The organism is Mesosutterella multiformis (assembly GCF_003402575.1).
GTDB classification, from domain to species: Bacteria; Pseudomonadota; Gammaproteobacteria; order Burkholderiales; family Burkholderiaceae_F; genus Mesosutterella; species Mesosutterella multiformis.
Genome location: NZ_BGZJ01000001.1, coordinates 1592528 through 1610090, shown reverse-complemented (window position 1 = coordinate 1610090; position 17563 = coordinate 1592528). Strand labels below are relative to the sequence as shown.

The following is a 17563-nucleotide window of genomic DNA, read 5'->3' as shown; positions in this document are numbered from 1 at the left end:
TGTGGGTGACTCTGAGATAATTGCTCTTGGAGGAGCCTCAAATGAAACGAAAGACAGACCCCTTGGATAGTGTTGCAGGACAGATTTTAGAAAACGCCAAGAAATCCGGGCTTGAGATTAATACCGCAGAGGATGCGGAAAATCTTATGGCCCATATGCTCGGTCGGCTGCTGACTCAAATGCTTGACGGTGAAATGACCAATCATCTCGGTTACGAAAGAGGCGGTAAACGTGTCACCGAAAATGAGCGTAACGGGCATAGTTCGAAAACCCTCAAATCGTCCAGCCTTGGAAATATCCGTATTGACGTACCCAGAGACCGCAAGGGAGAGTTTGAGCCGAGGGTCGTTCCTAAGCATAAACGCCAGCTGGCGGGGTTTGAGGACAAGGTTCTGGCCTTGTACGCCAGAGGGCTCTCAACCCGGGAAATTCAAGGCTTTCTCTATGATGAATACGGTATGGAGACCAGTGCCGAATTTATCAGCGATGTTACGGACGCCATCCTTCCTGAGGTTGAAAAATGGCAGAACCGTCCTCTGGATCCGTTTTATACAACTGTTTTCTTTGACGCTATTCGAGTCAAAATCCGAGGTGATAATGGCATTGTTACCCCGAAAGCGGTCCATCTTGCCTTGGGCGTAAACGCCCAGGGCCGCAAGGAAGTTTTGGGGATGTGGGTCGCTGATAACGAAAGCGCAAAATATTGGCTTAAGGTCTTCACTGAACTCAAAAACAGGGGGGTGTCTGATATTCTGATTGCTGTCACAGACGGACTCAAGGGAATGAAGGAGGCGCTTGAAGCTGCCTTTCCCAACACTCTGCTGCAGACCTGCATTGTTCACCTGATCAGGAACAGTCTGAAATTCGTCGGATATAAGGATTACAAGGCCGTAGCCGGCGCGCTGAAGCCCATTTACCGGGCCGTAAACGCGGCTGATGCGCGGAAGGAACTGGACGCTTTTGCACAGTCGGAACTGGGGCTCAGATACCCTTACATCGCCAAACAGTGGATCGATTCCTGGGATAAGGTGATCCCCTTCTTTGATTTTTCCCCAAATATCCGCAGACTTATTTATACAACCAATGCCATAGAGAGCCTTAATCGGGATCTAAGAAAAGTAATTAAGACCCGAGCTGCTTTCCCTACTGAAACGGCTGCTTTGAAACTTCTCTTTCTGGCAATCCGGAAAGTAGAGAAAAGATGGGTGCGGCCTTCTCCATACTGGAGTGCCGCTATGAGAGAATTGGTTGTGCTATTTGGTGACCGAATCACCCCCTACATCGATTAACCTTGAACGAGCCGCCCACAAAAAATTACACACCCTCCCGGAAACGTTTTCAGAGCGTCTTCAATCAGTTTTTCAAGCGCAGTGTCTTTTCTCTCTGTTGGTCTGCTCTTCGCATAGGACCTGACGTGCTCTACAATCGCTGACGATCTTTCGACTTCAGATTCAAGAGCCTCCAATAGTTCAGCGGGTTTCTCTTTCAGTATTCCAGCTCGTTTCAGATACATTTTCAGAGCAGCCGCATAAAGGGAAATATTCATGATCGGCTGCTTGATTTCGTGGGCAAACATGGAAGACAGCTGAGACACGATGCTGTTTCTTTCGAGGTTGAGAATCTTTTGATGTGACTGGCGTCTCTCGTTGTAAAGACGCCTTGTTGTTTCCAGAGCCTGAGTCAATTCCGCAGTGCGGCGGCGTACCAGAATATTAAGTGTCACTATGTGGAAAATTACAGCCAGTAGCAATGCGACTGTCAGAAGAATTTCTGCTTTGTACCGCTTCCAGATTCCCTGAGGACTCATATCCCTTAGGTAACGGTAGGGACCGATTTTCAGGCTTTTCAGCAGATCCATTGTTGGCTGAAAGTCACTTTCCACCACCCAGTCGAAATTTCTCCCGTTTCTAGGCATGGAAAGGATGGCGATTGTCATATCGCGCATCACGTCTGAGGAAACCCATGGCATTGAGGAAATCACCACGTCCGGGTATTGGTCGGTACTCCTCAGACATCCCGAAATTCCTTTTCTTACTCCAATTAAACGGAAATCCTGCCTTTTAATCTGCCCCTGAGCTTCCATGGATTCAAATTCGCAGGTGGAAAGAACACCGACATCCGCAAATCCCTGGGACACCAAAGTAGCCACGTCAGGAATTCCATAATGCGTTTCGTAAACCTCTGAAAAAAATCGATCTGGGTCCTGGCCATGTTTTGAAATTTCTCCCTTCGCTATCTGCCATCCATCGAAGCTTTGAGAGTCAGTAATTGCCACCGTCCGGCCATGCATCTCCGCAAAATCATGAATAGGGCTAGCTGCTGGAACAATGAATAGAGAAGAAAGCGAATGAGCTGCGTCTTTTTCCTGTGCGCTTTTTTTGGTTGCTACCTGATGAGCACCCTCAAAAGCACCAAGTTCGCCAAAAGTAGAAGCTGAAGAAAAAAGAAAATCAGGATGAACGTTCTTAATTCCGTCATCCACGTCCCGATAATCTATTTCCTTGATTCTGAATTCGTACTGCGGGAGATGAGTCCGAAGATAGTCGACCGTAGGAACATAAGTGTGAAGGTAGAAATCAGGCGAAAAGGTATCAACCAGAGCAATAGTGATCACAGGTTTTGATCCCATTGCCGCTGTACGAGCGGCCATCACCCCCTGCGAAGTCATCAGAATGCAGCCTGCCAGGAGCAGGGGAAGAAGTTTGAATCCCTTGTTCCTGAATCCGACCATCGCTAGAGCACCCTTACGATCTTCACCCAGCCGTTCCGGTCAGACTGAAGGAAGAAAGCCTCATCCTCGAGCATCGCGCGGGTCATAGCCTTCGCGTGCAGATGCTGGGATATAAAGTGGCAGGCGAGAAAAGCGATCAGCCCAAGCGGAATCACCCACCAAAAAAAGAAGAAGGCAAGGATCAAAGAGGCCGGAATACAAAGGAGCCCGAAAAACCAGACCATAGGCGCGAGCGTATGCGTAACGCCGTTTTTCCAGGCATCCATCGCCTTAAACGGATCCACATGTACAACAATCCGGTTATTTTCCCAGTCATCACGGAACCGTTCCCAGTTCTCACGGTCTTTTCTTGCGCTCATGAGATTTTCTTCTCCTACCCATTTCCTTTATCGGGTTCTGTGAGTTTAAGCACGGCGGTGGCCAGACGACAAACCATCGGAAAAGGGCCGGCCGTACCGATCCGTTAAAATGAAAACGTTATTGCCAGAGTTTCATTGAGGAAAGGATGACGGATTTAAAGGGACTGACGAACAAACGTTCAGGAATCGCGGCTTACCCGCTCACGGAATCAGACATCGCGGCAGCAAACCTCTGCATGCAGGAGGCGTTCCCACCCGGTGAGCAGTTCCCGATTGAGCAGCTCCTTCGCTTCGCGGCGGCCGATCCCGCCCGTTCCTGGCTTGATCTCTGGTTCCTTGATCAGCAGTTTGCGGGGTTTACCTACACCACGAAAGTGCCGGAAGACGCGGACCGGACGTATCTCGCGTACCTCGCGATCAGCGGGGCGCTCCGGGGCCAGGGGCTGGGGACTGAGATTCTCCGCCGCGTGACCGCGGAGAATACCGAGACACTCTGGTGCCTCGGAGTTGAGCGGCCGATCGCGGCAACGCCGGAATATGCCGCCCGGACCCGCCGTCTTCGTTTTTACGCGAGAAACGGCTGGATAGATACCGGTATTCACGCGATCGACTGCGGTGTCGATTTTGAGCTCCTCACACGCCGCCGTCCCGTTCCTCCTGGAACACAGATGGACATCATCAAAGGGTTCTGGGAATCACTCGCAAAGGCCTAAGCATATTCAGAAATATCTCAATTCTGTTATGCTAAGTACCCTATTTTCGAGGACACAGGTTTTATGGCTGCAAAAGAAGAGAAGCCGCTGAAGATTTCGGCTGTTTCGGTTGACAAATCGCTGGAAGACTGGAAGAAGGTAAAGGCGCTTTATAAAGAGTCCTTTACCTCGGCCCAGAGAGCGCCTTTCCGCTCGCTTATGGCCCAGCCCGAAGAGGGTGAATCCGCTCTGACCGCATATCTGACCGATTCACGCAAAATCCTCGGGCTTTCTTACGCCTATACGAAAGGCGACATCACTTACATTCCGTACATTGCCTTCAAGGATTGCCCGAAAGACGCGGAAACCGTGATTTTCAGCCTGCTTCTTGATGCCCATAAGGGAAACCGCATTGTCCTTGACGTAGCCCGCACCATTTCTGAGGATAAGAAGAAAGCCCGCCAGAAGCGGCTCGACTTCTTTAAGAACGCCGGTTTCACCGAAACCGGGATTTCCGGCAAGGACTTCGGCGTTGAGTACGACTACTATGCGCTGGGCGGCAAAGTGACCCGAGAGGAACTCACTGAATTTACAGAAGATTTCTGGAATTCACTCGACGCCTGAACGTTGCCTGTTTCAAGACGTCACAAATTCACGTCTGCCAGAGCGGAAGAAAAGATTCAGAATCTCTCTTTTTCCGCTCTTCATTTTTTCTCATGGAACGCAAACTCCTCTCCTTCCGGACCTCGGTGATCGCGGCGCTCGCCGCTCTGACGCTTGCCGGCTGCTCGTCCCTCAACCCGGACATCCGGGCCGTGAAGGATACGGTGATTGAGGAAAATCACTCTTTCTTCACCGTTGGCCGGGTTCTCGACTTTTATCCGGACTGCAAGGACACGAACTGGGATGCCTATAAGGACCCTCAGGGACACCGCTGGGTGCATTACACGTGCGCCACGAAGTCGATTGATGACTTCAGAACGAACGCTCTGAAGACGCTCTCCGACAAGCGAAAGCCAAACGACCCCTTCCGTATCAAGGCTGAAAAGGCGCTTGGATACAGTGACGCCGAACTTCTTATCAAATTCCGTTTGCTCGGCGTGAGCGATAAGTGGAAAATCAACTCAACGTCGCTTGAACTCACCTGGCCTGACGGCGCGACACGCTCTGTGTCGCTCCCGGTCTACCTCGTGCTCGCCGCTATGAAGAAGGGCGAACCGATCAAGCCAGAGGAAGTGAATGAACGGCCGGGGTTCATCTCCCGGATGTTCGGCAGCCTGATGGAAAGTGTCGAGCTTCACTTCATCATGTCGGCGTATGACGACGCGCATAGCGCAAAGAATTTCCATCCGAAGAAGTAATCGACAGGGATTGACCATCATGAAGCCGGGGAGACGCCTAGAAAGATACAGAATCGCTTTTCTGGGTCTTCTTTTGGCCCCGGCTTTTCTGATGCCTGCGGGAGCCGCGGGACTTCAGAACCTTCCGATTCCGGACAGCCGACCTGTCGTGAAAATCGGTGTTTTCGACACGTTCGGCACGAGTTTCGTGAACGAAACGGTGGATCCGACACTTGCCGTGATCCAGGCGAAGCTTCCGCGCTACCGGTTTGAGCTCGACGTGATCGCGGCCTCCAACCCGGAGGATGCCGTGAAGTCGAGCGGTGTTGATTTCTTTGTGTCGTCTGCCGGTGTCTACAGCACACTTGAACGGACGGTCGGCGCCCGGCACATCGCGACCCGCCGTCAGGCAGGTGTCGCAGACCCCGCCCGGAGTGTCGGCGCGGTGTTTGTGGTGAGAAGTGACCGCAAGGATCTGAAGACTCTCGCTGACCTTAAAGGGAAATCCGTCGTCGCGAGTCAGAAGAACGACTTCAGCGGCTGGCAGGTCGCGATGGGAGAGATCGCGAAATCGGGATTCAACTGGCGGGACTTCTTCGGAAAGCAGGACTTCGTGATTTATCAGCTCCCGGACGTGGTGACGGATGTCCTTGCGGGGACTTCGGATGTCGGAATTCTCACGACCTGCGCGCTGGAAACGCTGGAGAGCGATGGCTGGATCGAGAAGGGGGCGCTCCGCGTCATTAATGAAAAGGCGGATCCGCACCCGAGCGCTTACACCTGCCGCCGGAGCACAGACCTGTATCCGGACGCGGTTTTTGCCTCGGTCGCCGGCGCGAAGCCGGACCTCGTGCGCGATGTCACCGTCGCGCTCCTCACGATGCCGCCAGGGAACCGCAGCTGGGACTGGAGCGTGGCTTCTGACTACCTCGCGGTGGATCACCTCTATAAAGCGCTCATGATCGGGCCGTACGCCTATCTGAACGACATGACGCCATACGGCATCTGGAAGCGGAATCAGGAAATCATCATCCCGATCATCGCGCTCTTCCTCCTTCTGATCGCGTATGAACTGCGGCTTCACTATCTTGTGAAGAAACGGACATCTGAACTCTCCACCGCATTGAAAGAAAAGGAAGCGGCGGAGGATGAGGCGAAGCGAAGCCGTGAGCGGCTTTCGCGGCTTGAGCGATCCGGCGTCATATCGCAGCTCTCCTCCATGATCGCGCACGAACTGAAGCAGCCGCTTGCCTCAATCCTTAATTACGCGAACGGCCTCGCGCAGCTTGCGAAGATGGGCCGCTCAACCCCAGAGCAGACGGGGTTCGCCGTAAAGTCCATTAAAACGGAGGCTACCCGCGCGAACGCGATCGTGGACCGGGTCCGCGCCTACGCGAAGCATGAAGAAGGGCCGCTCACAGAACTCGATCTTTCAGACGTTTCGCATAAGGCGATCCGGACCTTTACCCGAAACGCGCTGACGCCGGTTGCGGTCTCAGACGCAATTGAACCGGGGATCCGCGTGATGGGGCATGAACTGGAACTCGAGCTCCTGACGCTTAACCTCATCCGAAATGCCGGGGACGCCGTAAAGGATGTGGCTGATCCCCTGATCCGCGTGACACTCAGGCGGGATGGCGGCAAAGCCGTGTTCCAGGTCCGGGATAACGGCCCCGTGGTGACAGATGCGGTGCTTGAGAAACTCACAGAAATTGAGGAAAGCGTGAAACCTGAGGGGCTCGGCCTGGGACTCGCCATTGTGCGGGACATCGCGGACCGCCATGGGGCGAGCCTCAGCTTCAGGCGGAATGACGACACAGGGCTCACCGCGGAAATGCGGATTGATATGGTGGAGTCAAAACCACGCGACACTGAAGAAAAGACTGGGCCGAAAGGAGATGCCTCATGAAGAAACTGACCCGCCGCACGCTGATCAGCCTTGCCGCGCTCCTTCCGGTCATTCGGGTGAACGCGGCCGTGTCCGGGCGCTTTGACGTCATTGTTGTCGGAGCCGGCATCGCCGGGCTTGCGGCTGCGGTGTCCGCAGCGGAGAACGGCGCGAAACGCGTTCTGGTGCTTGAGAAGGGACCAATGATTGGTGGGCACGCGATTTACGCTGACGGCACAGTGAGCGCGGTTTATCCGCGGCTTCAGAAGGTCTTCAATATCAAGGATTCGCCTGAACTGATGGCGAAACAGATCTGGGAGTGGGGCGACCGGGATGGGGATCTCAGCCTAATCCGCGTCATGGCGCGCGAGTCGGGTCCCGCGATCGACTGGCTTCGCGGCATGGGCGTTCATTTCCGGGACTGGGTTTTCGTTCCGTATCCGTCAAACTTTCCCCGCGGTCTCACGTCACACCCGACCCGGGGCGGCTACGAATATATCCGGGCTTTGAACCGCCGGGCGAGAGCGCTTCATGTGGAGGTGCGCCTGAATACCCGCGTGGTGCAGCTCCTGCGGTCCGGCGGCGCGGTCACCGGGGTTTCCGCGAGCGGCCCGGAGGGGGTCGAGCGGTTCTACGCACCCTCTGTCGTCCTTGCGACAGGCGGTTTTTCCGCGAACCCCGACATGATCCGGCGTTACAGCCACATCAAAAACCCCGGAACGCACTCATCCGCGAACCCTGGCGGCCGGCATTTTGACGGGGCCACGGGTGACGGCATTCAGCTCGGAACTGCGGTCGGCGCGGCTCTTGCGGAAATGCCCTATATCGAATTCATTCCATTTCGGGGCGGCCGGCTGCTTGAATACGTGGGCGGCGATATCTTCGTGAATTCGAAAGGCGAACGGTTCGTGGATGAGGGGGTCAGCCACCCGAAACTCACCGAGGCGCTCTCGCATCAGCCGGGCGGCACGATGTGGGTGATCACGGATTCCCAGTCAGTCAAAGGCACCACGGTGACTCATAAGCTGATGACAGGGCAGGTGAGGAAGGCCGCGAATATCGACGAAATGGCACGCATCATGGATATTGATCCTGAGGTGCTGAAGAAAACGATTTCCCGCTACAACAGCTTTGTCCGGAAGGGCCGCGACGATGATTTCGGAAAGACGATCTTCACGCAGGAAATCAAGGTGCCCCCGTACTACTTCGGCGTGGAGTACCAGGATCCTCACTACACGAACGGCGGGATCCGGATCAACACAAAAGCGGAAGCGCTGAACACCGCGGGGCTGCCGATCCCCGGGCTCTTCGCGGCCGGTGAAACCACGGGCGGCATTGAAGGGAAGGAGCGTGAGGGCGGAATGGCCTTCACGGACTGCCTGGTTTTCGGGCGGATCGCGGGGCGGGAAGCCGCGCGGCGGGTCATTAAAAAATAAACGCCGGACTTATCGAATAAGCCGGCGTTTGACGCAGAAGTGCGCGGCTGATCAGACCAGCCACTCGGTCACTTTCTCACCCATTTCCTCGATCTTCAGCTGCTTCCCGTCGTAAGACAGCACCGCGATGGAGCAGTTCCCCACGGGAAGCTTCCAGAAATCGTCGTAAGAGAAACCGCCGACCCGGGTCAGCATGTCGCGGATAAAGATTCCGTGCGAGACCACCAGGATCGTGGCGTCCGGGTTCTTTGCCTGGATCATATCCAGCGTGGAAAGCTGGAACGCCTCGGCGCGAGCCGAGAGATAGTTAAGGGGTTCACCGCCGAATTCAGGGACGTATTTATCCGGATGAACGAAAAGTTCGTGAAGCGGCTGGGATTCATCCGTTCTCGCGTCGTTATAGAGTGTCCCTTCAAGCGGTCCAAACCCAAGCTCACGGAGCCGGGGATCCATCTGAACCTCAATATCGCGGCCCTTCAGAATCGTTTCGGCGGTCACCTCCGCGCGTTCCAGATCCGAGCAGAAAGCGTCATCAAAGTGAACGTTTTTCAGTTTCTCCGCAACCTCTTCAGCCTCTTTCACGCCTTTCGCGTTAAGCGAAATATCCGCCCAGCCCTGCAGGCGCTTTTCATTATTCCAGTCCGTTTCGCCATGGCGCACGAGATAAATTTTCATGATTCTGAAGCCTTAGCCTAAATTTAGAGATTGAAGAAAAAGAGTCCGCATCCGATGAGGACGAAGACCGTTCCGAAAACACGATTCATCCGGGTGACGTTCCGTGCGCCCTTCATCCGGCTCGCAACAGCGGCAGCGGCAAGCGACACGCCTGTCATCACGCAGAAATCCGTAAAGCCGCAGGTGAGACCCATTTCAAAGTACTGAAGCAGGATCGGCGCGTCGGTATTGATGAACGGGGTCAGAAGCGAAATAAAGAAAACCAGTCCCTTCGGGTTCGTGATGTTGACGAGAAACCCCTGCCGGAAAAGCTGCCAGCCGGTTCTTTCGGGGGCTGCCTCGTGCTCCTCGATGATGACCGCGTGCCCCTTCGCTCGAAGAAGCGAAATGCCGAGCCAGACAAGGTATGCGCAGCCAAGAAGCCGGATGATAAAGAAGAGGGAAGGTGACGCCGCAAGGATGGCCCCGATTCCAACTCCGACAACCATAACGAGGCCGAGAACCCCCAGACCCAGCCCGAGACTCTGCGGAACGCATTTCTTCCAGCCGTAATTCAGAGCCGCGGAGAGCGACGCGAGCTGCGCGGGACCAGGTGAGAGACTGATCCCCCAGCAGAGGGCAAAAAACGAGAGCCAAGTTTCGAAATGCATCAGATGAACGGGGAATACAAATGAATGAATCAGTGTGGCTCGAGTCTAAACGCTTCTTTTCGCCTTGTGAAAGCGGGAACCGCGGTGTCTTTTGTGACTCCGGCAACGAGGGGAGGCGAGTGGTACCCCCAAAGAAGGATACCGTGTGCGGCACGAGCCATAACGGAGAACTGATTCTACAATAGCCTTACAGCGATACCTTCTGAATCGCTTGATGAGGTGCGTATGAAAAGAAGAACTCTGCTCACGCTTGCGGCCGGGCTTCCAGCCGCTCTCCTCTCAGGCTGCGTCATTCCGCCTGATGATTTTGGTCCTGGACCTGGTCCGAAGCCCCGCCCCGAGGGTCCCGGCTACCGTGAGAACCCAGGGAATCCCAATAACCGGTCCGTAAACGGCCCGAATAATCCCGGCAACCATTACGGCAATCAGCCGGGCGGCCCCGCCAATCGCGCGAGTAATGGCACTCCGGGCAACGCGCCCAAGGCGCCGAATGGCCCGCAGCCCGGTAACCGGAACGCGCCTGATGGTCAGAAAGGACCTAATGGCCAGGGCGGCCCGGGGGATCCGAATCCCAATCACTGATCCGTATCGGAACACAAAAGGGCTTTTTCCTCTAGGGAGAAAGCCCTTTTCATGTGATTCACGACCGAAAATCAGGTAATCTTTCCCCTGCATGTTTATTCCGAGACCCGAGGCTTTGCCAGTATGAAGAAACGCGACGAAGAGTCCGCATTCAGCGCGATCTGCAACGCGCAGAGAATTGCCTGCGCGCCGTTTGAGTTTGAGGCGGCGAGATCGCTCCGGGATTTTGGAATTCTCGCGGCTCTCGATAAAGCGGGAGACCCGGGCCTGACAGATGAGGAAATCAAAGCCGTTTCAGGGCTTTCGGACTACGCAGTCCGCGTACTCCTCAACGCCGCTGAAGGCGCCGGAATCCTGAAAACGGAGTCCGGCAGAACGTCACTCACGAAAACCGGCTGGTTTCTCCTGAATGACCCGATGACGAAGGCCAACTTTGACTTCGCGGCGGATGTCTGCATTCCCGGAGTCGCGAGGCTCTCTGACTCCCTCAGGGAAGGGCGTCCCACGGGCCTCAGCACGCTTGGCCCCTGGGACGGAACGCTATACCCGCACCTCCGGGAGCTCTCTCAACCCGCCCGCGAGAGCTGGTTCGGGTACGACCAATTTTTCTCTGACAACGCTTTTTCAGATACGGTATCCCGCGTCACCGCGCTTCACCCGACGCTGCTCTGCGATATCGGCGGAAACACCGGAAAGTGGGCGATCCGGCTCGCGAAAGCGGACCCCTCGATCCGGATCCGGATAGTCGACCTCCCGGAGCAGTGTGAAACCGCGGCAGCCAATATCGCGGCAGCCGGTCTCAGCAGCAGGGTGGCCTGTTTTCCGGACGACGTGATGTCGGGTACGAATCTCCCGGGCGACCCCGACATCTGGTGGATGAGCCAGTTTCTCGACTGCTTCGGTGAAGCCGATGTCGTACGGATTCTGAAGAAAGTCCGGAACGCCATGAGACCCGGAAGCCGGATTCTGATTCTGGAGCCGCTGATCGGGAATCAGAAGTTCCCGATCGGGGACCGGTGTCTCGCCGCGTTTTCGCTCTATTTCACCGCGATCGCGAATGGCTGCAGCCGGTTCTATTCCGAAGCGGACTTCAGACGGTTCGCGCTTGACGCGGGGCTTGAAGTCGAATCGGTCGAAAACGGACTCGGCATTGGGCACACGCTGATCACGCTCACCCGGGGTGACAAGTCATGAGTGAACGGGGGTTCTCGATTCTCTCGTGGACCGCGGCAGCGCCTGGGTTCGCGGATCCCGCGTCCTGGCTTTCATGGGCGGAGAGCGACGCTGCGATTGACCCCGCCGCGCCTTTTACCGTCCCGAAGACACTCCCCCTGATGACGTCACGGCGTCTTTCACCGGGCGCTCGGGCCGGAATTGAATGCTCCATCGCGGCGGCGGGAAGCACGGTCCCCGATTTTATTGTGACAGCGAGCCGCGATGCCGAACTTCCCCGCTGCGAAAAGATTCTCACGGGACTTGCTGACGGGGACCCGGAGTCACCCACTGACTTCACAATGTCCGTTCATAACGCCGCGGAAGGCACGCTTCTTATCGCGAAGCACTGGAAAGTGCCAGGGACCTCTGTCGCGGCCGGCCCGAGGACATTCTTTGCCGGCTGGACCGAAGCCGCCGCGGCGCTCGCCTCAGGAAAGAAAACCGTACTTCTCACGTTTTTTGAAAACGCGAGACCGACTGAAGCCCGGGCGGCGTATCACGATCATCTGCTGACCTTCCCCTACGCGCTTTCCGTTCTTCTCGCGTCAGGTGGTCCCGTCTCGCTTGTCCCCGTTTCGGCTTCCGATTGTTCTGAAGGAACACTTCCGCCCGCGCTTCTGTTTCTCCGCGCCTATCTGAGGAAGGTGCCTGCCATCACCATCGCGGCCGGCCGTACGGTCATCGAATGGAGGTTCACGGCATGACCCGCGAACCGGATTCGTTCCTGAAGCTTCAGATCCGGCGCCTCGCGACCGGTTTCTGCTGGGCCGTGTTTGGGATCGGAGGGCTTACGCTCTCACTCACGGCATTCCCGGTGATCCGGGCGGCGACAGACTCAAAAGAAACCTCTGTTCTCCGGACACGCCGCCTGATTTCGGCGTCCTTCAGGCTTTTCTTCCGCCTGACCCATCTTCTGGGGGTTATGGAAGCGGACACCGCTGGAATTCAGTGTCTTAAAGATAAGAAGGGCGTCATTCTTGTCGCGAATCATCCGACACTGATCGATTACGTGCTGATCGCGTCCGTCATTCCTGAGACCGACTGCATTGTGAAATCGGCACTCACCGGTAACTTCTTCCTGAAGCGGGTGGTCCGCGCCGCGGACTATATCGTGAACAGCGAAGATCCCTCGGATCTCGTGCGGGACGCGGAGGCGCGGCTCGCGAAGGGCGGTGTGCTCCTCATCTTCCCCGAAGGCACCCGGACGAAGCCCGGCATAACACCGACTCTTCACCGCGGAGCCGCTCAGATCGCGGTCCGCACCGATACCCCGATTGAGGTCATTCAGATAGAATCTAGTGACCCCTGGCTCACAAAGGGAGCGCCCTGGTACGCTGTTCCGCCGCGGAAACCGATTATCCGGCTTTCCTACGTTGGACGGCTGACCCCTCAGCCGCTCGAGGATCCGGAAGCGGCGCCCGCCGCCGCCCGATCACTCACAGCGAAAATCTTCGCCTCCCTCCGCTTCAGCTCTGAGCCCGCTGGGAATAACGGAAAGACACACAATGGAAACGCTTGAAAATCAGATCCGGTCACTCATTATTGAGTCCCTTAACCTTGAAGGCATGTCGCCGGAAGAAATCGCGGATGACACGCCGCTCTTCGGGGAAGAGGGGCTGGGGCTAGATTCGATCGACGCGCTTGAGCTCGGCATGGCCGTGAAGAAGCGTTTCGGCGTGAACCTTTCCGGTACGACTGAAGAGAATCGCAGCCGCTTCGCGTCCGTGAAGACGCTCGCGGACTATATCCGCACTCAGAAGCCGGAGGCCTGACCGCCATGGAAAAAATGACCCGGGAAGAGCTCTATCAGGAAGTGGCGGAAACGCTCGCTCACCTCTTTGAAGCGGATCCTGAATCCATTAAGCCCGAGGCGAGGCTTGCCGAAGACCTCGAACTCGATTCAATCGACGCGATTGATCTGATTGTCCATATGCAGAAGAAAACCGGCGAGCGGTTCCGCCCCGAGGACTTCCAGCACGTGAAAACCGTGCAGGACGTGGTGGATACGCTCGTGCGGCTGACTTCTGACGACAAAGCGGCATGACTCCGGCCGAAGGAGTGAAGCGGGCCGCGCAGGCGCTCTCGCTTCTCTGGCCTTTTGCCGTGATTGCCGCGGTGAGTTTCGGCCGGATGTCACTCCTTCTCGCGGCAGGACTCCCGCTCTTCGCGTTTCAGGCGATCTTTACTCTGAGAAAGGGGATCCGCGGAGCATCACTCCCCGCGCTTCTCATTTCGGTTATCGGCACCGCGGTCTGCGGTCTGGGGCTCCTGCTTTCTGAGGCCTCGCTCGCGTTCTGGTACCCGGTGTTTGTGAATCTCGCTCTCCTTCTCGCGTTTGCCGCGTCGCTCTTCGGGACCCCGGTCGCCGAGGCGGTCGCGCGGAAACTATCAAAAGAACCGCTCCCCGACGCAGGAATCCGCTATTGCCGTAAGGTCACCGTCGCCTGGTGCATCTTCTTTATCGCGAACGGCGGCGTCGCCGCGGCCACCGTGCTTTCCGGAAACCGCGCCGCGTGGCTTCTCTGGAATGGATGCCTGAGCTACGGAGCGATCGGGCTCATGATGGGAATTGAATATCTTGTCCGCCGCCGGGTGATGCGTCATGCTGCTTAAAACATCAGACTGGATGAATGGGGGAAGCCCGGACGATGTCCTCTTTCTCTTGCGGGACACACCGATTACCCGGAGTGAAATCAGACGCCGGGTCTCGGTGCTCGCGGCGCGCCTCAGTGTGGTTCCTTGCCGCACGGTCGGGATCGCGGAGCGGGATCCGGTGAAGTTCCTCACGGAACTCATCGCGACACTCGCGTCACGCCGGACACCGGTGCTCGCGGGCGGGAACCGCCTCGCTTCTCTCGAGCCGGCCCCGGACGCGGTGTGGGCCGCGGAAGGCGCCGCGGCACCCGCTGGATCTGCTGTCATTCCGTCAGAGGACGGAGGTGACGCAGCCATGGATCTCCCGCCGATCAGCCCCGACGCGGAACTCCTTCTTTTCACGTCCGGCACCACCGGAAAGCCGAAACCTGTGCGGAAAATCGTGCGTCTTCTCGATCGGGAGGCTGAGATGGTGTCCGAAATCTTCCCGGACCTTCGGCGCCTCGCTGTTGCCTCAAGCGTCGATCCCCTGCATCTCTACGGGCTCACCTTTACGGTCTGGGTTCCGATGGCGCTCGGCCTCACGCGGATTGTTCCGCGGCTTGAGGTACCGGAAGACCTGGCGTCAGTTACCGTGCCCTCCGCTATTATTTCCTCTCCGACCTTCCTTCGGTACCTCGACCCCGCGGTGCCGCATGACGCAGTCCGCTTTATCCTTTCCGCTGGCGGAAAGCTGGGGTCGGAGGCCGGTGCCCGTGTGAAAGAGATATTTGGAATTCCGGCTTCCGGAATCTACGGGAGCACCGAGACCGGTGTTGTCGCCTTTACGCGCGAAGCGGGGAGGGGAGACGCGGAACTCGCGCCCGGAGTCTCCTTTATTGGCGACCCGAGGGACGGACGGATCCGCACACCGCTTACGGAAACCGGTGAAGCGTCGCTTGACGACAGGATCGAGCCAATCGGCCCCCGGACGTTCCGCCTTCTCGGGCGGCGCGACCGGATTGTGAAAATCGCGGAAGAGCGGGTCAGCCTCGATGAAATCGAAAAGACTGTTCTGGGGCGCTATGATTTCCATACGGTCACGCTCGCCGTTACCCTGAAGGGACGGCAGGCGATCGGCATCGCGGTTGACCAGAGCCGCTCGCCCGAATACGATCCGACGCGCGTGAGGCAGTATGAGCGGGAACTCCGGAAACTCCTGAAACCCGCCGCGGTCCCGCGGTTCTGGCGCTCTCTCGCCGTTCTGCCGCAGAATACGCAGGGCAAGACCGATATGGATGCAGTACGAAGCCTATTTGAAGAAACCATGACTACTGAACTTCTCCCGAAAATCAAAGAAAGCACGCCGTTTGAGAACGGCAAGGTAAGCGTCACGTTTGATCTTGAGCCGGAACTGGGCTGGTTCAAGGGACACTTCGACGCGCAGCCGATTCTGCCGGGCGTGGCGCAGCTGGAACTCGTGACGCGGTTCGCGTCTCAGTTTGCCGGTCCCGCGGCCCTGAAAGAGGTCGTTCAGATGAAGTTCACGACACCGATGACGCCGGGCGACACCGTGCGCCTCACGCTCGCGTCGCTCGACCCCGAGTTCAGCGCGAACGTGAAGTTCGATTACCAGGTCTATCGGAACGGCTCATGGCGTCTCGCGTCGATCGGACGCCTGAAGCTATGCAAGGCCGCGTAACGGAGTCTCCATTCCGTCTCGCCGCGGTCATTCCCAGTTACCGCCAGGCGGACACCCTGAAAGGGGTGCTCGAGTCACTCCGTGCTCTCGGAATCCGCTCTTATGTCGTGGATGATGGGAATGCGCCTGAGGAGTCCGAAGCCATCCTGGCGGCGACGAGATCCGTTCCGGGAACCTGTTATCTCCCCAGGTCGCGGAATTCCGGGAAGGGCGCCGCGGTGACCTTTGGGATCGAGGCGCTGAGTCTCGGGGGCTACACGCACGCGCTTCAGATTGACGCCGATGGGCAGCACGATATCGCGGACGCTCCGAAACTGATCGAAGACGCGAAGCGTCACCCGGACGCACTGATTTCGGGGCTCCCGCAGTATGACGAGTCGGCGCCCCGGGGCCGCGTGATCGGGCGCTACATCACTCACTTCTGGGTCTGGATCGAGACACTGTCATCAGAAATCCGGGACAGCATGTGCGGGTACCGCGTGTACCCCGTGCAGGAGTTCCTCACGCTCGCCCGCAGCTACCATATCGGCCGCCGGATGGATTTCGACACCGAAATCATGGTGCGCTACTTCTGGGACGGGAAGCGGATCCGTTTTATTCCGACCCGGGTCCGGTATCCGGAGGGCGGAGTCTCGAATTTCGACTACTTCCGGGATAACGTCCGGATTTCGCTGATGCATACGAAACTCGTGCTGGAGTCACCTCTTCACTGGCTCGCGCGTCTGAGGAGACCGCATGACAGGCTGTAGCGACGGATCCTGGGATCAGACCCCGGAGCAGCCGGGAAGCCGCTGGATCCGGCTCCTTCTCTGGATCTCCAAAACGATGGGAAGGAGGGCGTTTGAGGTGTCCCTTTCTCCGGTCGTTGCCTGCTACGCGGCGTTCGCGAAGGGGGCCCGGCAGGAGAGCCTCCGGTATCTCGCGCGGGTAAAGGCCGCGAGGAAACAGGCGGGGCTCCCGCCGGCTTCTGAGCCCCTCACGCCTTACCGTCACTTCCGGCACTTCGCGCTCTCGGTGTACGACAGGCTCGAAGCGTGGGATCCGGACAGGAAGCACCGTATTCACCTGCTCATGACAGATGAGGCGCGCGCCGCTTTGACCCCAGTTCCCGGCGCCCCCGGGAAACTTGTCCTCATGTCGCACTTCGGAGCGGCAGAGGTCTGCCGCGCGGTGGCGGAGCGGGACGTGGAAGCGCGGGTCATCGCGCTCCTCTACGAAAAGAACGCCGAAGGTTTCACCCGCGTCATGCGGACCGTGGCGCCTGAAAGTCGGATTGACGTGGTCCCGGTTGATAAAATGGGGGCCGAAACCGCAGTGCAGCTCTCAGACGCCATTCAGTCCGGTGCCTGGGTCGCGATCGCGGCGGACCGGACGCCGGTCACGTCTGACCGTAGGACAATAAGAACCGTAACGATCCCGTTCCTCGGGACCCCGGCCGAATTTCCGGCCGGACCCTGGGTGCTCGCGTCGCTTCTCGGCTGCGAGGTGTGGACGCTTTTCGCGTCGCGCGACGGAGACGCGTTCCGGGTGTCGTTTGAGAAACTCGCGGACCGGGTGACGCTTCCCCGCGCGTCGAGGAATGACGCGATCCGCAGGTACGCTTTGGATTTCGCGGAAAGACTTCAGCGTGAAGTGATCCATTCGCCGCTTGAATGGTTCAACTTTTATGACTTCTGGCAGGGTGCCGGACGCGATTTCAGCCGCGGGAAGAATTAATGG

General features: G+C 57.5%; 20 protein-coding genes. 16 read left to right on the top strand and 4 right to left on the bottom strand.

The window, feature by feature from the left end:
• The first annotated feature begins 41 nt into the window (after positions 1-41).
• Positions 42-1289 (top strand): IS256 family transposase, encoded by a 1248-nt coding sequence (locus tag M4NBBH2_RS07395; protein WP_116269219.1) that lies wholly within the window; start codon positions 42-44, stop codon positions 1287-1289.
• Here M4NBBH2_RS07395 and M4NBBH2_RS07390 read toward each other — a convergent pair.
• Positions 1286-2650, bottom strand: a complete 1365-nt coding sequence (locus M4NBBH2_RS07390) for a PhnD/SsuA/transferrin family substrate-binding protein (protein ID WP_170135117.1) — start codon at positions 2648-2650, stop codon at positions 1286-1288. The genes M4NBBH2_RS07395 and M4NBBH2_RS07390 overlap by 4 nt on opposite strands.
• A gap of 83 nt (positions 2651-2733) precedes the next feature.
• Positions 2734-3090: a hypothetical protein gene (locus M4NBBH2_RS07385; protein WP_116270336.1), complete on the bottom strand. Its 357-nt coding sequence runs from the start codon at positions 3088-3090 to the stop codon at positions 2734-2736.
• 146 nt (positions 3091-3236) lie between these two features.
• Here M4NBBH2_RS07385 and M4NBBH2_RS07380 point away from each other — a divergent pair, with 146 nt between their 5' ends.
• The 5 genes from M4NBBH2_RS07380 to M4NBBH2_RS07360 all read left to right on the top strand — a co-directional run bounded on the left by M4NBBH2_RS07380 (position 3237) and on the right by M4NBBH2_RS07360 (position 8446).
• Positions 3237-3803, top strand: coding sequence for a GNAT family N-acetyltransferase (locus tag M4NBBH2_RS07380; RefSeq protein WP_116270335.1), 567 nt, complete (start codon positions 3237-3239; stop codon positions 3801-3803).
• A 63-nt stretch (positions 3804-3866) separates the two neighbouring features.
• Complete coding sequence (locus tag M4NBBH2_RS07375; protein ID WP_116270334.1) at positions 3867-4406, top strand: hypothetical protein; 540 nt, start codon at positions 3867-3869, stop codon at positions 4404-4406.
• A 92-nt stretch (positions 4407-4498) separates the two neighbouring features.
• The gene (locus M4NBBH2_RS07370; protein ID WP_116270333.1) at positions 4499-5143 is read left to right on the top strand and encodes a hypothetical protein; all 645 of its coding nucleotides are present in this window, start codon (positions 4499-4501) and stop codon (positions 5141-5143) included.
• A 148-nt stretch (positions 5144-5291) separates the two neighbouring features.
• A complete protein-coding gene (locus M4NBBH2_RS07365; protein WP_170135116.1) occupies positions 5292-7031 on the top strand; it encodes a sensor histidine kinase in 1740 nt (579 codons plus the stop codon).
• The gene (locus M4NBBH2_RS07360) at positions 7028-8446 is read left to right on the top strand and encodes an FAD-dependent oxidoreductase (protein ID WP_116270331.1); all 1419 of its coding nucleotides are present in this window, start codon (positions 7028-7030) and stop codon (positions 8444-8446) included. The genes M4NBBH2_RS07365 and M4NBBH2_RS07360 overlap by 4 nt, the downstream gene beginning before the upstream one ends.
• Before the next feature lie 51 nt (positions 8447-8497).
• Here the strand turns inward: M4NBBH2_RS07360 and M4NBBH2_RS07355 are convergent, their stop codons facing one another.
• Together M4NBBH2_RS07355 and M4NBBH2_RS07350 are read right to left on the bottom strand one after the other, a co-directional pair.
• Entirely contained in the window at positions 8498-9121 is a 624-nt protein-coding gene (locus M4NBBH2_RS07355; protein ID WP_116270330.1) for a histidine phosphatase family protein, read from the bottom strand.
• A gap of 23 nt (positions 9122-9144) precedes the next feature.
• Positions 9145-9771, bottom strand: coding sequence for a LysE family translocator (locus M4NBBH2_RS07350; protein WP_116270329.1), 627 nt, complete (start codon positions 9769-9771; stop codon positions 9145-9147).
• A 225-nt stretch (positions 9772-9996) separates the two neighbouring features.
• Between M4NBBH2_RS07350 and M4NBBH2_RS11695 the strand changes: the two genes are divergently transcribed.
• The 10 genes from M4NBBH2_RS11695 (at position 9997) to M4NBBH2_RS07300 (ending at position 17560) form a co-directional block, all read left to right on the top strand.
• The gene (locus M4NBBH2_RS11695) at positions 9997-10353 is read left to right on the top strand and encodes a hypothetical protein (protein WP_124944651.1); all 357 of its coding nucleotides are present in this window, start codon (positions 9997-9999) and stop codon (positions 10351-10353) included.
• 123 nt (positions 10354-10476) lie between these two features.
• Positions 10477-11547, top strand: a complete 1071-nt coding sequence (locus tag M4NBBH2_RS07340) for a methyltransferase (RefSeq protein ID WP_116270327.1) — start codon at positions 10477-10479, stop codon at positions 11545-11547.
• Positions 11544-12272, top strand: a complete 729-nt coding sequence (locus M4NBBH2_RS07335) for a beta-ketoacyl synthase chain length factor (protein ID WP_116270326.1) — start codon at positions 11544-11546, stop codon at positions 12270-12272. The genes M4NBBH2_RS07340 and M4NBBH2_RS07335 overlap by 4 nt, the downstream gene beginning before the upstream one ends.
• The gene (locus M4NBBH2_RS07330; protein ID WP_160117873.1) at positions 12269-13087 is read left to right on the top strand and encodes a lysophospholipid acyltransferase family protein; all 819 of its coding nucleotides are present in this window, start codon (positions 12269-12271) and stop codon (positions 13085-13087) included. The genes M4NBBH2_RS07335 and M4NBBH2_RS07330 overlap by 4 nt, the downstream gene beginning before the upstream one ends.
• On the top strand, positions 13074-13340 hold the full coding sequence (locus M4NBBH2_RS07325; RefSeq protein ID WP_022443972.1) for a phosphopantetheine-binding protein: 267 nt from the start codon (positions 13074-13076) through the stop codon (positions 13338-13340). The genes M4NBBH2_RS07330 and M4NBBH2_RS07325 overlap by 14 nt, the downstream gene beginning before the upstream one ends.
• Before the next feature lie 5 nt (positions 13341-13345).
• Positions 13346-13612, top strand: a complete 267-nt coding sequence (locus tag M4NBBH2_RS07320) for an acyl carrier protein (RefSeq protein ID WP_306307593.1) — start codon at positions 13346-13348, stop codon at positions 13610-13612.
• Positions 13609-14181 carry a COG4648 family protein gene (locus M4NBBH2_RS07315; RefSeq protein WP_116270324.1) on the top strand — a complete coding sequence of 191 codons (573 nt, stop codon included), beginning with the start codon at positions 13609-13611 and terminating at the stop codon, positions 14179-14181. The genes M4NBBH2_RS07320 and M4NBBH2_RS07315 overlap by 4 nt, the downstream gene beginning before the upstream one ends.
• Positions 14171-15844, top strand: a complete 1674-nt coding sequence (locus tag M4NBBH2_RS07310) for an ApeI family dehydratase (RefSeq protein ID WP_116270323.1) — start codon at positions 14171-14173, stop codon at positions 15842-15844. The genes M4NBBH2_RS07315 and M4NBBH2_RS07310 overlap by 11 nt, the downstream gene beginning before the upstream one ends.
• Entirely contained in the window at positions 15796-16593 is a 798-nt protein-coding gene (locus M4NBBH2_RS07305; protein WP_116270322.1) for a glycosyltransferase family 2 protein, read from the top strand. Before M4NBBH2_RS07310 ends, M4NBBH2_RS07305 begins: the two co-directional genes overlap by 49 nt.
• The gene (locus tag M4NBBH2_RS07300; RefSeq protein ID WP_116270321.1) at positions 16580-17560 is read left to right on the top strand and encodes a lysophospholipid acyltransferase family protein; all 981 of its coding nucleotides are present in this window, start codon (positions 16580-16582) and stop codon (positions 17558-17560) included. The genes M4NBBH2_RS07305 and M4NBBH2_RS07300 overlap by 14 nt, the downstream gene beginning before the upstream one ends.
• The last annotated feature ends 3 nt before the right edge of the window (positions 17561-17563 follow it).

What these genes read in the sequence shown, in the direction of transcription:
- M4NBBH2_RS07375 (WP_116270334.1), top strand. Translation starts at nt 3,867, where the DNA reads ATGGCTGCAAAAGAAGAGAAGCCGCTGAAGATTTCGGCTGTTTCGGTT.
- M4NBBH2_RS07315 (WP_116270324.1), top strand. Translation starts at nt 13,609, where the DNA reads ATGACTCCGGCCGAAGGAGTGAAGCGGGCCGCGCAGGCGCTCTCGCTT.
- M4NBBH2_RS07355 (WP_116270330.1), bottom strand. Translation starts at nt 9,121, where the DNA reads ATGAAAATTTATCTCGTGCGCCATGGCGAAACGGACTGGAATAATGAA.
- M4NBBH2_RS07350 (WP_116270329.1), bottom strand. Translation starts at nt 9,771, where the DNA reads ATGCATTTCGAAACTTGGCTCTCGTTTTTTGCCCTCTGCTGGGGGATC.
- M4NBBH2_RS07340 (WP_116270327.1), top strand. Translation starts at nt 10,477, where the DNA reads ATGAAGAAACGCGACGAAGAGTCCGCATTCAGCGCGATCTGCAACGCG.
- M4NBBH2_RS07330 (WP_160117873.1), top strand. Translation starts at nt 12,269, where the DNA reads ATGACCCGCGAACCGGATTCGTTCCTGAAGCTTCAGATCCGGCGCCTC.
- M4NBBH2_RS11695 (WP_124944651.1), top strand. Translation starts at nt 9,997, where the DNA reads ATGAAAAGAAGAACTCTGCTCACGCTTGCGGCCGGGCTTCCAGCCGCT.
- M4NBBH2_RS07310 (WP_116270323.1), top strand. Translation starts at nt 14,171, where the DNA reads ATGCTGCTTAAAACATCAGACTGGATGAATGGGGGAAGCCCGGACGAT.
- M4NBBH2_RS07325 (WP_022443972.1), top strand. Translation starts at nt 13,074, where the DNA reads ATGGAAACGCTTGAAAATCAGATCCGGTCACTCATTATTGAGTCCCTT.
- M4NBBH2_RS07380 (WP_116270335.1), top strand. Translation starts at nt 3,237, where the DNA reads ATGACGGATTTAAAGGGACTGACGAACAAACGTTCAGGAATCGCGGCT.
- M4NBBH2_RS07390 (WP_170135117.1), bottom strand. Translation starts at nt 2,650, where the DNA reads ATGGCCGCTCGTACAGCGGCAATGGGATCAAAACCTGTGATCACTATT.
- M4NBBH2_RS07395 (WP_116269219.1), top strand. Translation starts at nt 42, where the DNA reads ATGAAACGAAAGACAGACCCCTTGGATAGTGTTGCAGGACAGATTTTA.
- M4NBBH2_RS07305 (WP_116270322.1), top strand. Translation starts at nt 15,796, where the DNA reads ATGGCGTCTCGCGTCGATCGGACGCCTGAAGCTATGCAAGGCCGCGTA.
- M4NBBH2_RS07300 (WP_116270321.1), top strand. Translation starts at nt 16,580, where the DNA reads ATGACAGGCTGTAGCGACGGATCCTGGGATCAGACCCCGGAGCAGCCG.
- M4NBBH2_RS07370 (WP_116270333.1), top strand. Translation starts at nt 4,499, where the DNA reads ATGGAACGCAAACTCCTCTCCTTCCGGACCTCGGTGATCGCGGCGCTC.
- M4NBBH2_RS07335 (WP_116270326.1), top strand. Translation starts at nt 11,544, where the DNA reads ATGAGTGAACGGGGGTTCTCGATTCTCTCGTGGACCGCGGCAGCGCCT.
- M4NBBH2_RS07360 (WP_116270331.1), top strand. Translation starts at nt 7,028, where the DNA reads ATGAAGAAACTGACCCGCCGCACGCTGATCAGCCTTGCCGCGCTCCTT.
- M4NBBH2_RS07320 (WP_306307593.1), top strand. Translation starts at nt 13,346, where the DNA reads ATGGAAAAAATGACCCGGGAAGAGCTCTATCAGGAAGTGGCGGAAACG.
- M4NBBH2_RS07385 (WP_116270336.1), bottom strand. Translation starts at nt 3,090, where the DNA reads ATGAGCGCAAGAAAAGACCGTGAGAACTGGGAACGGTTCCGTGATGAC.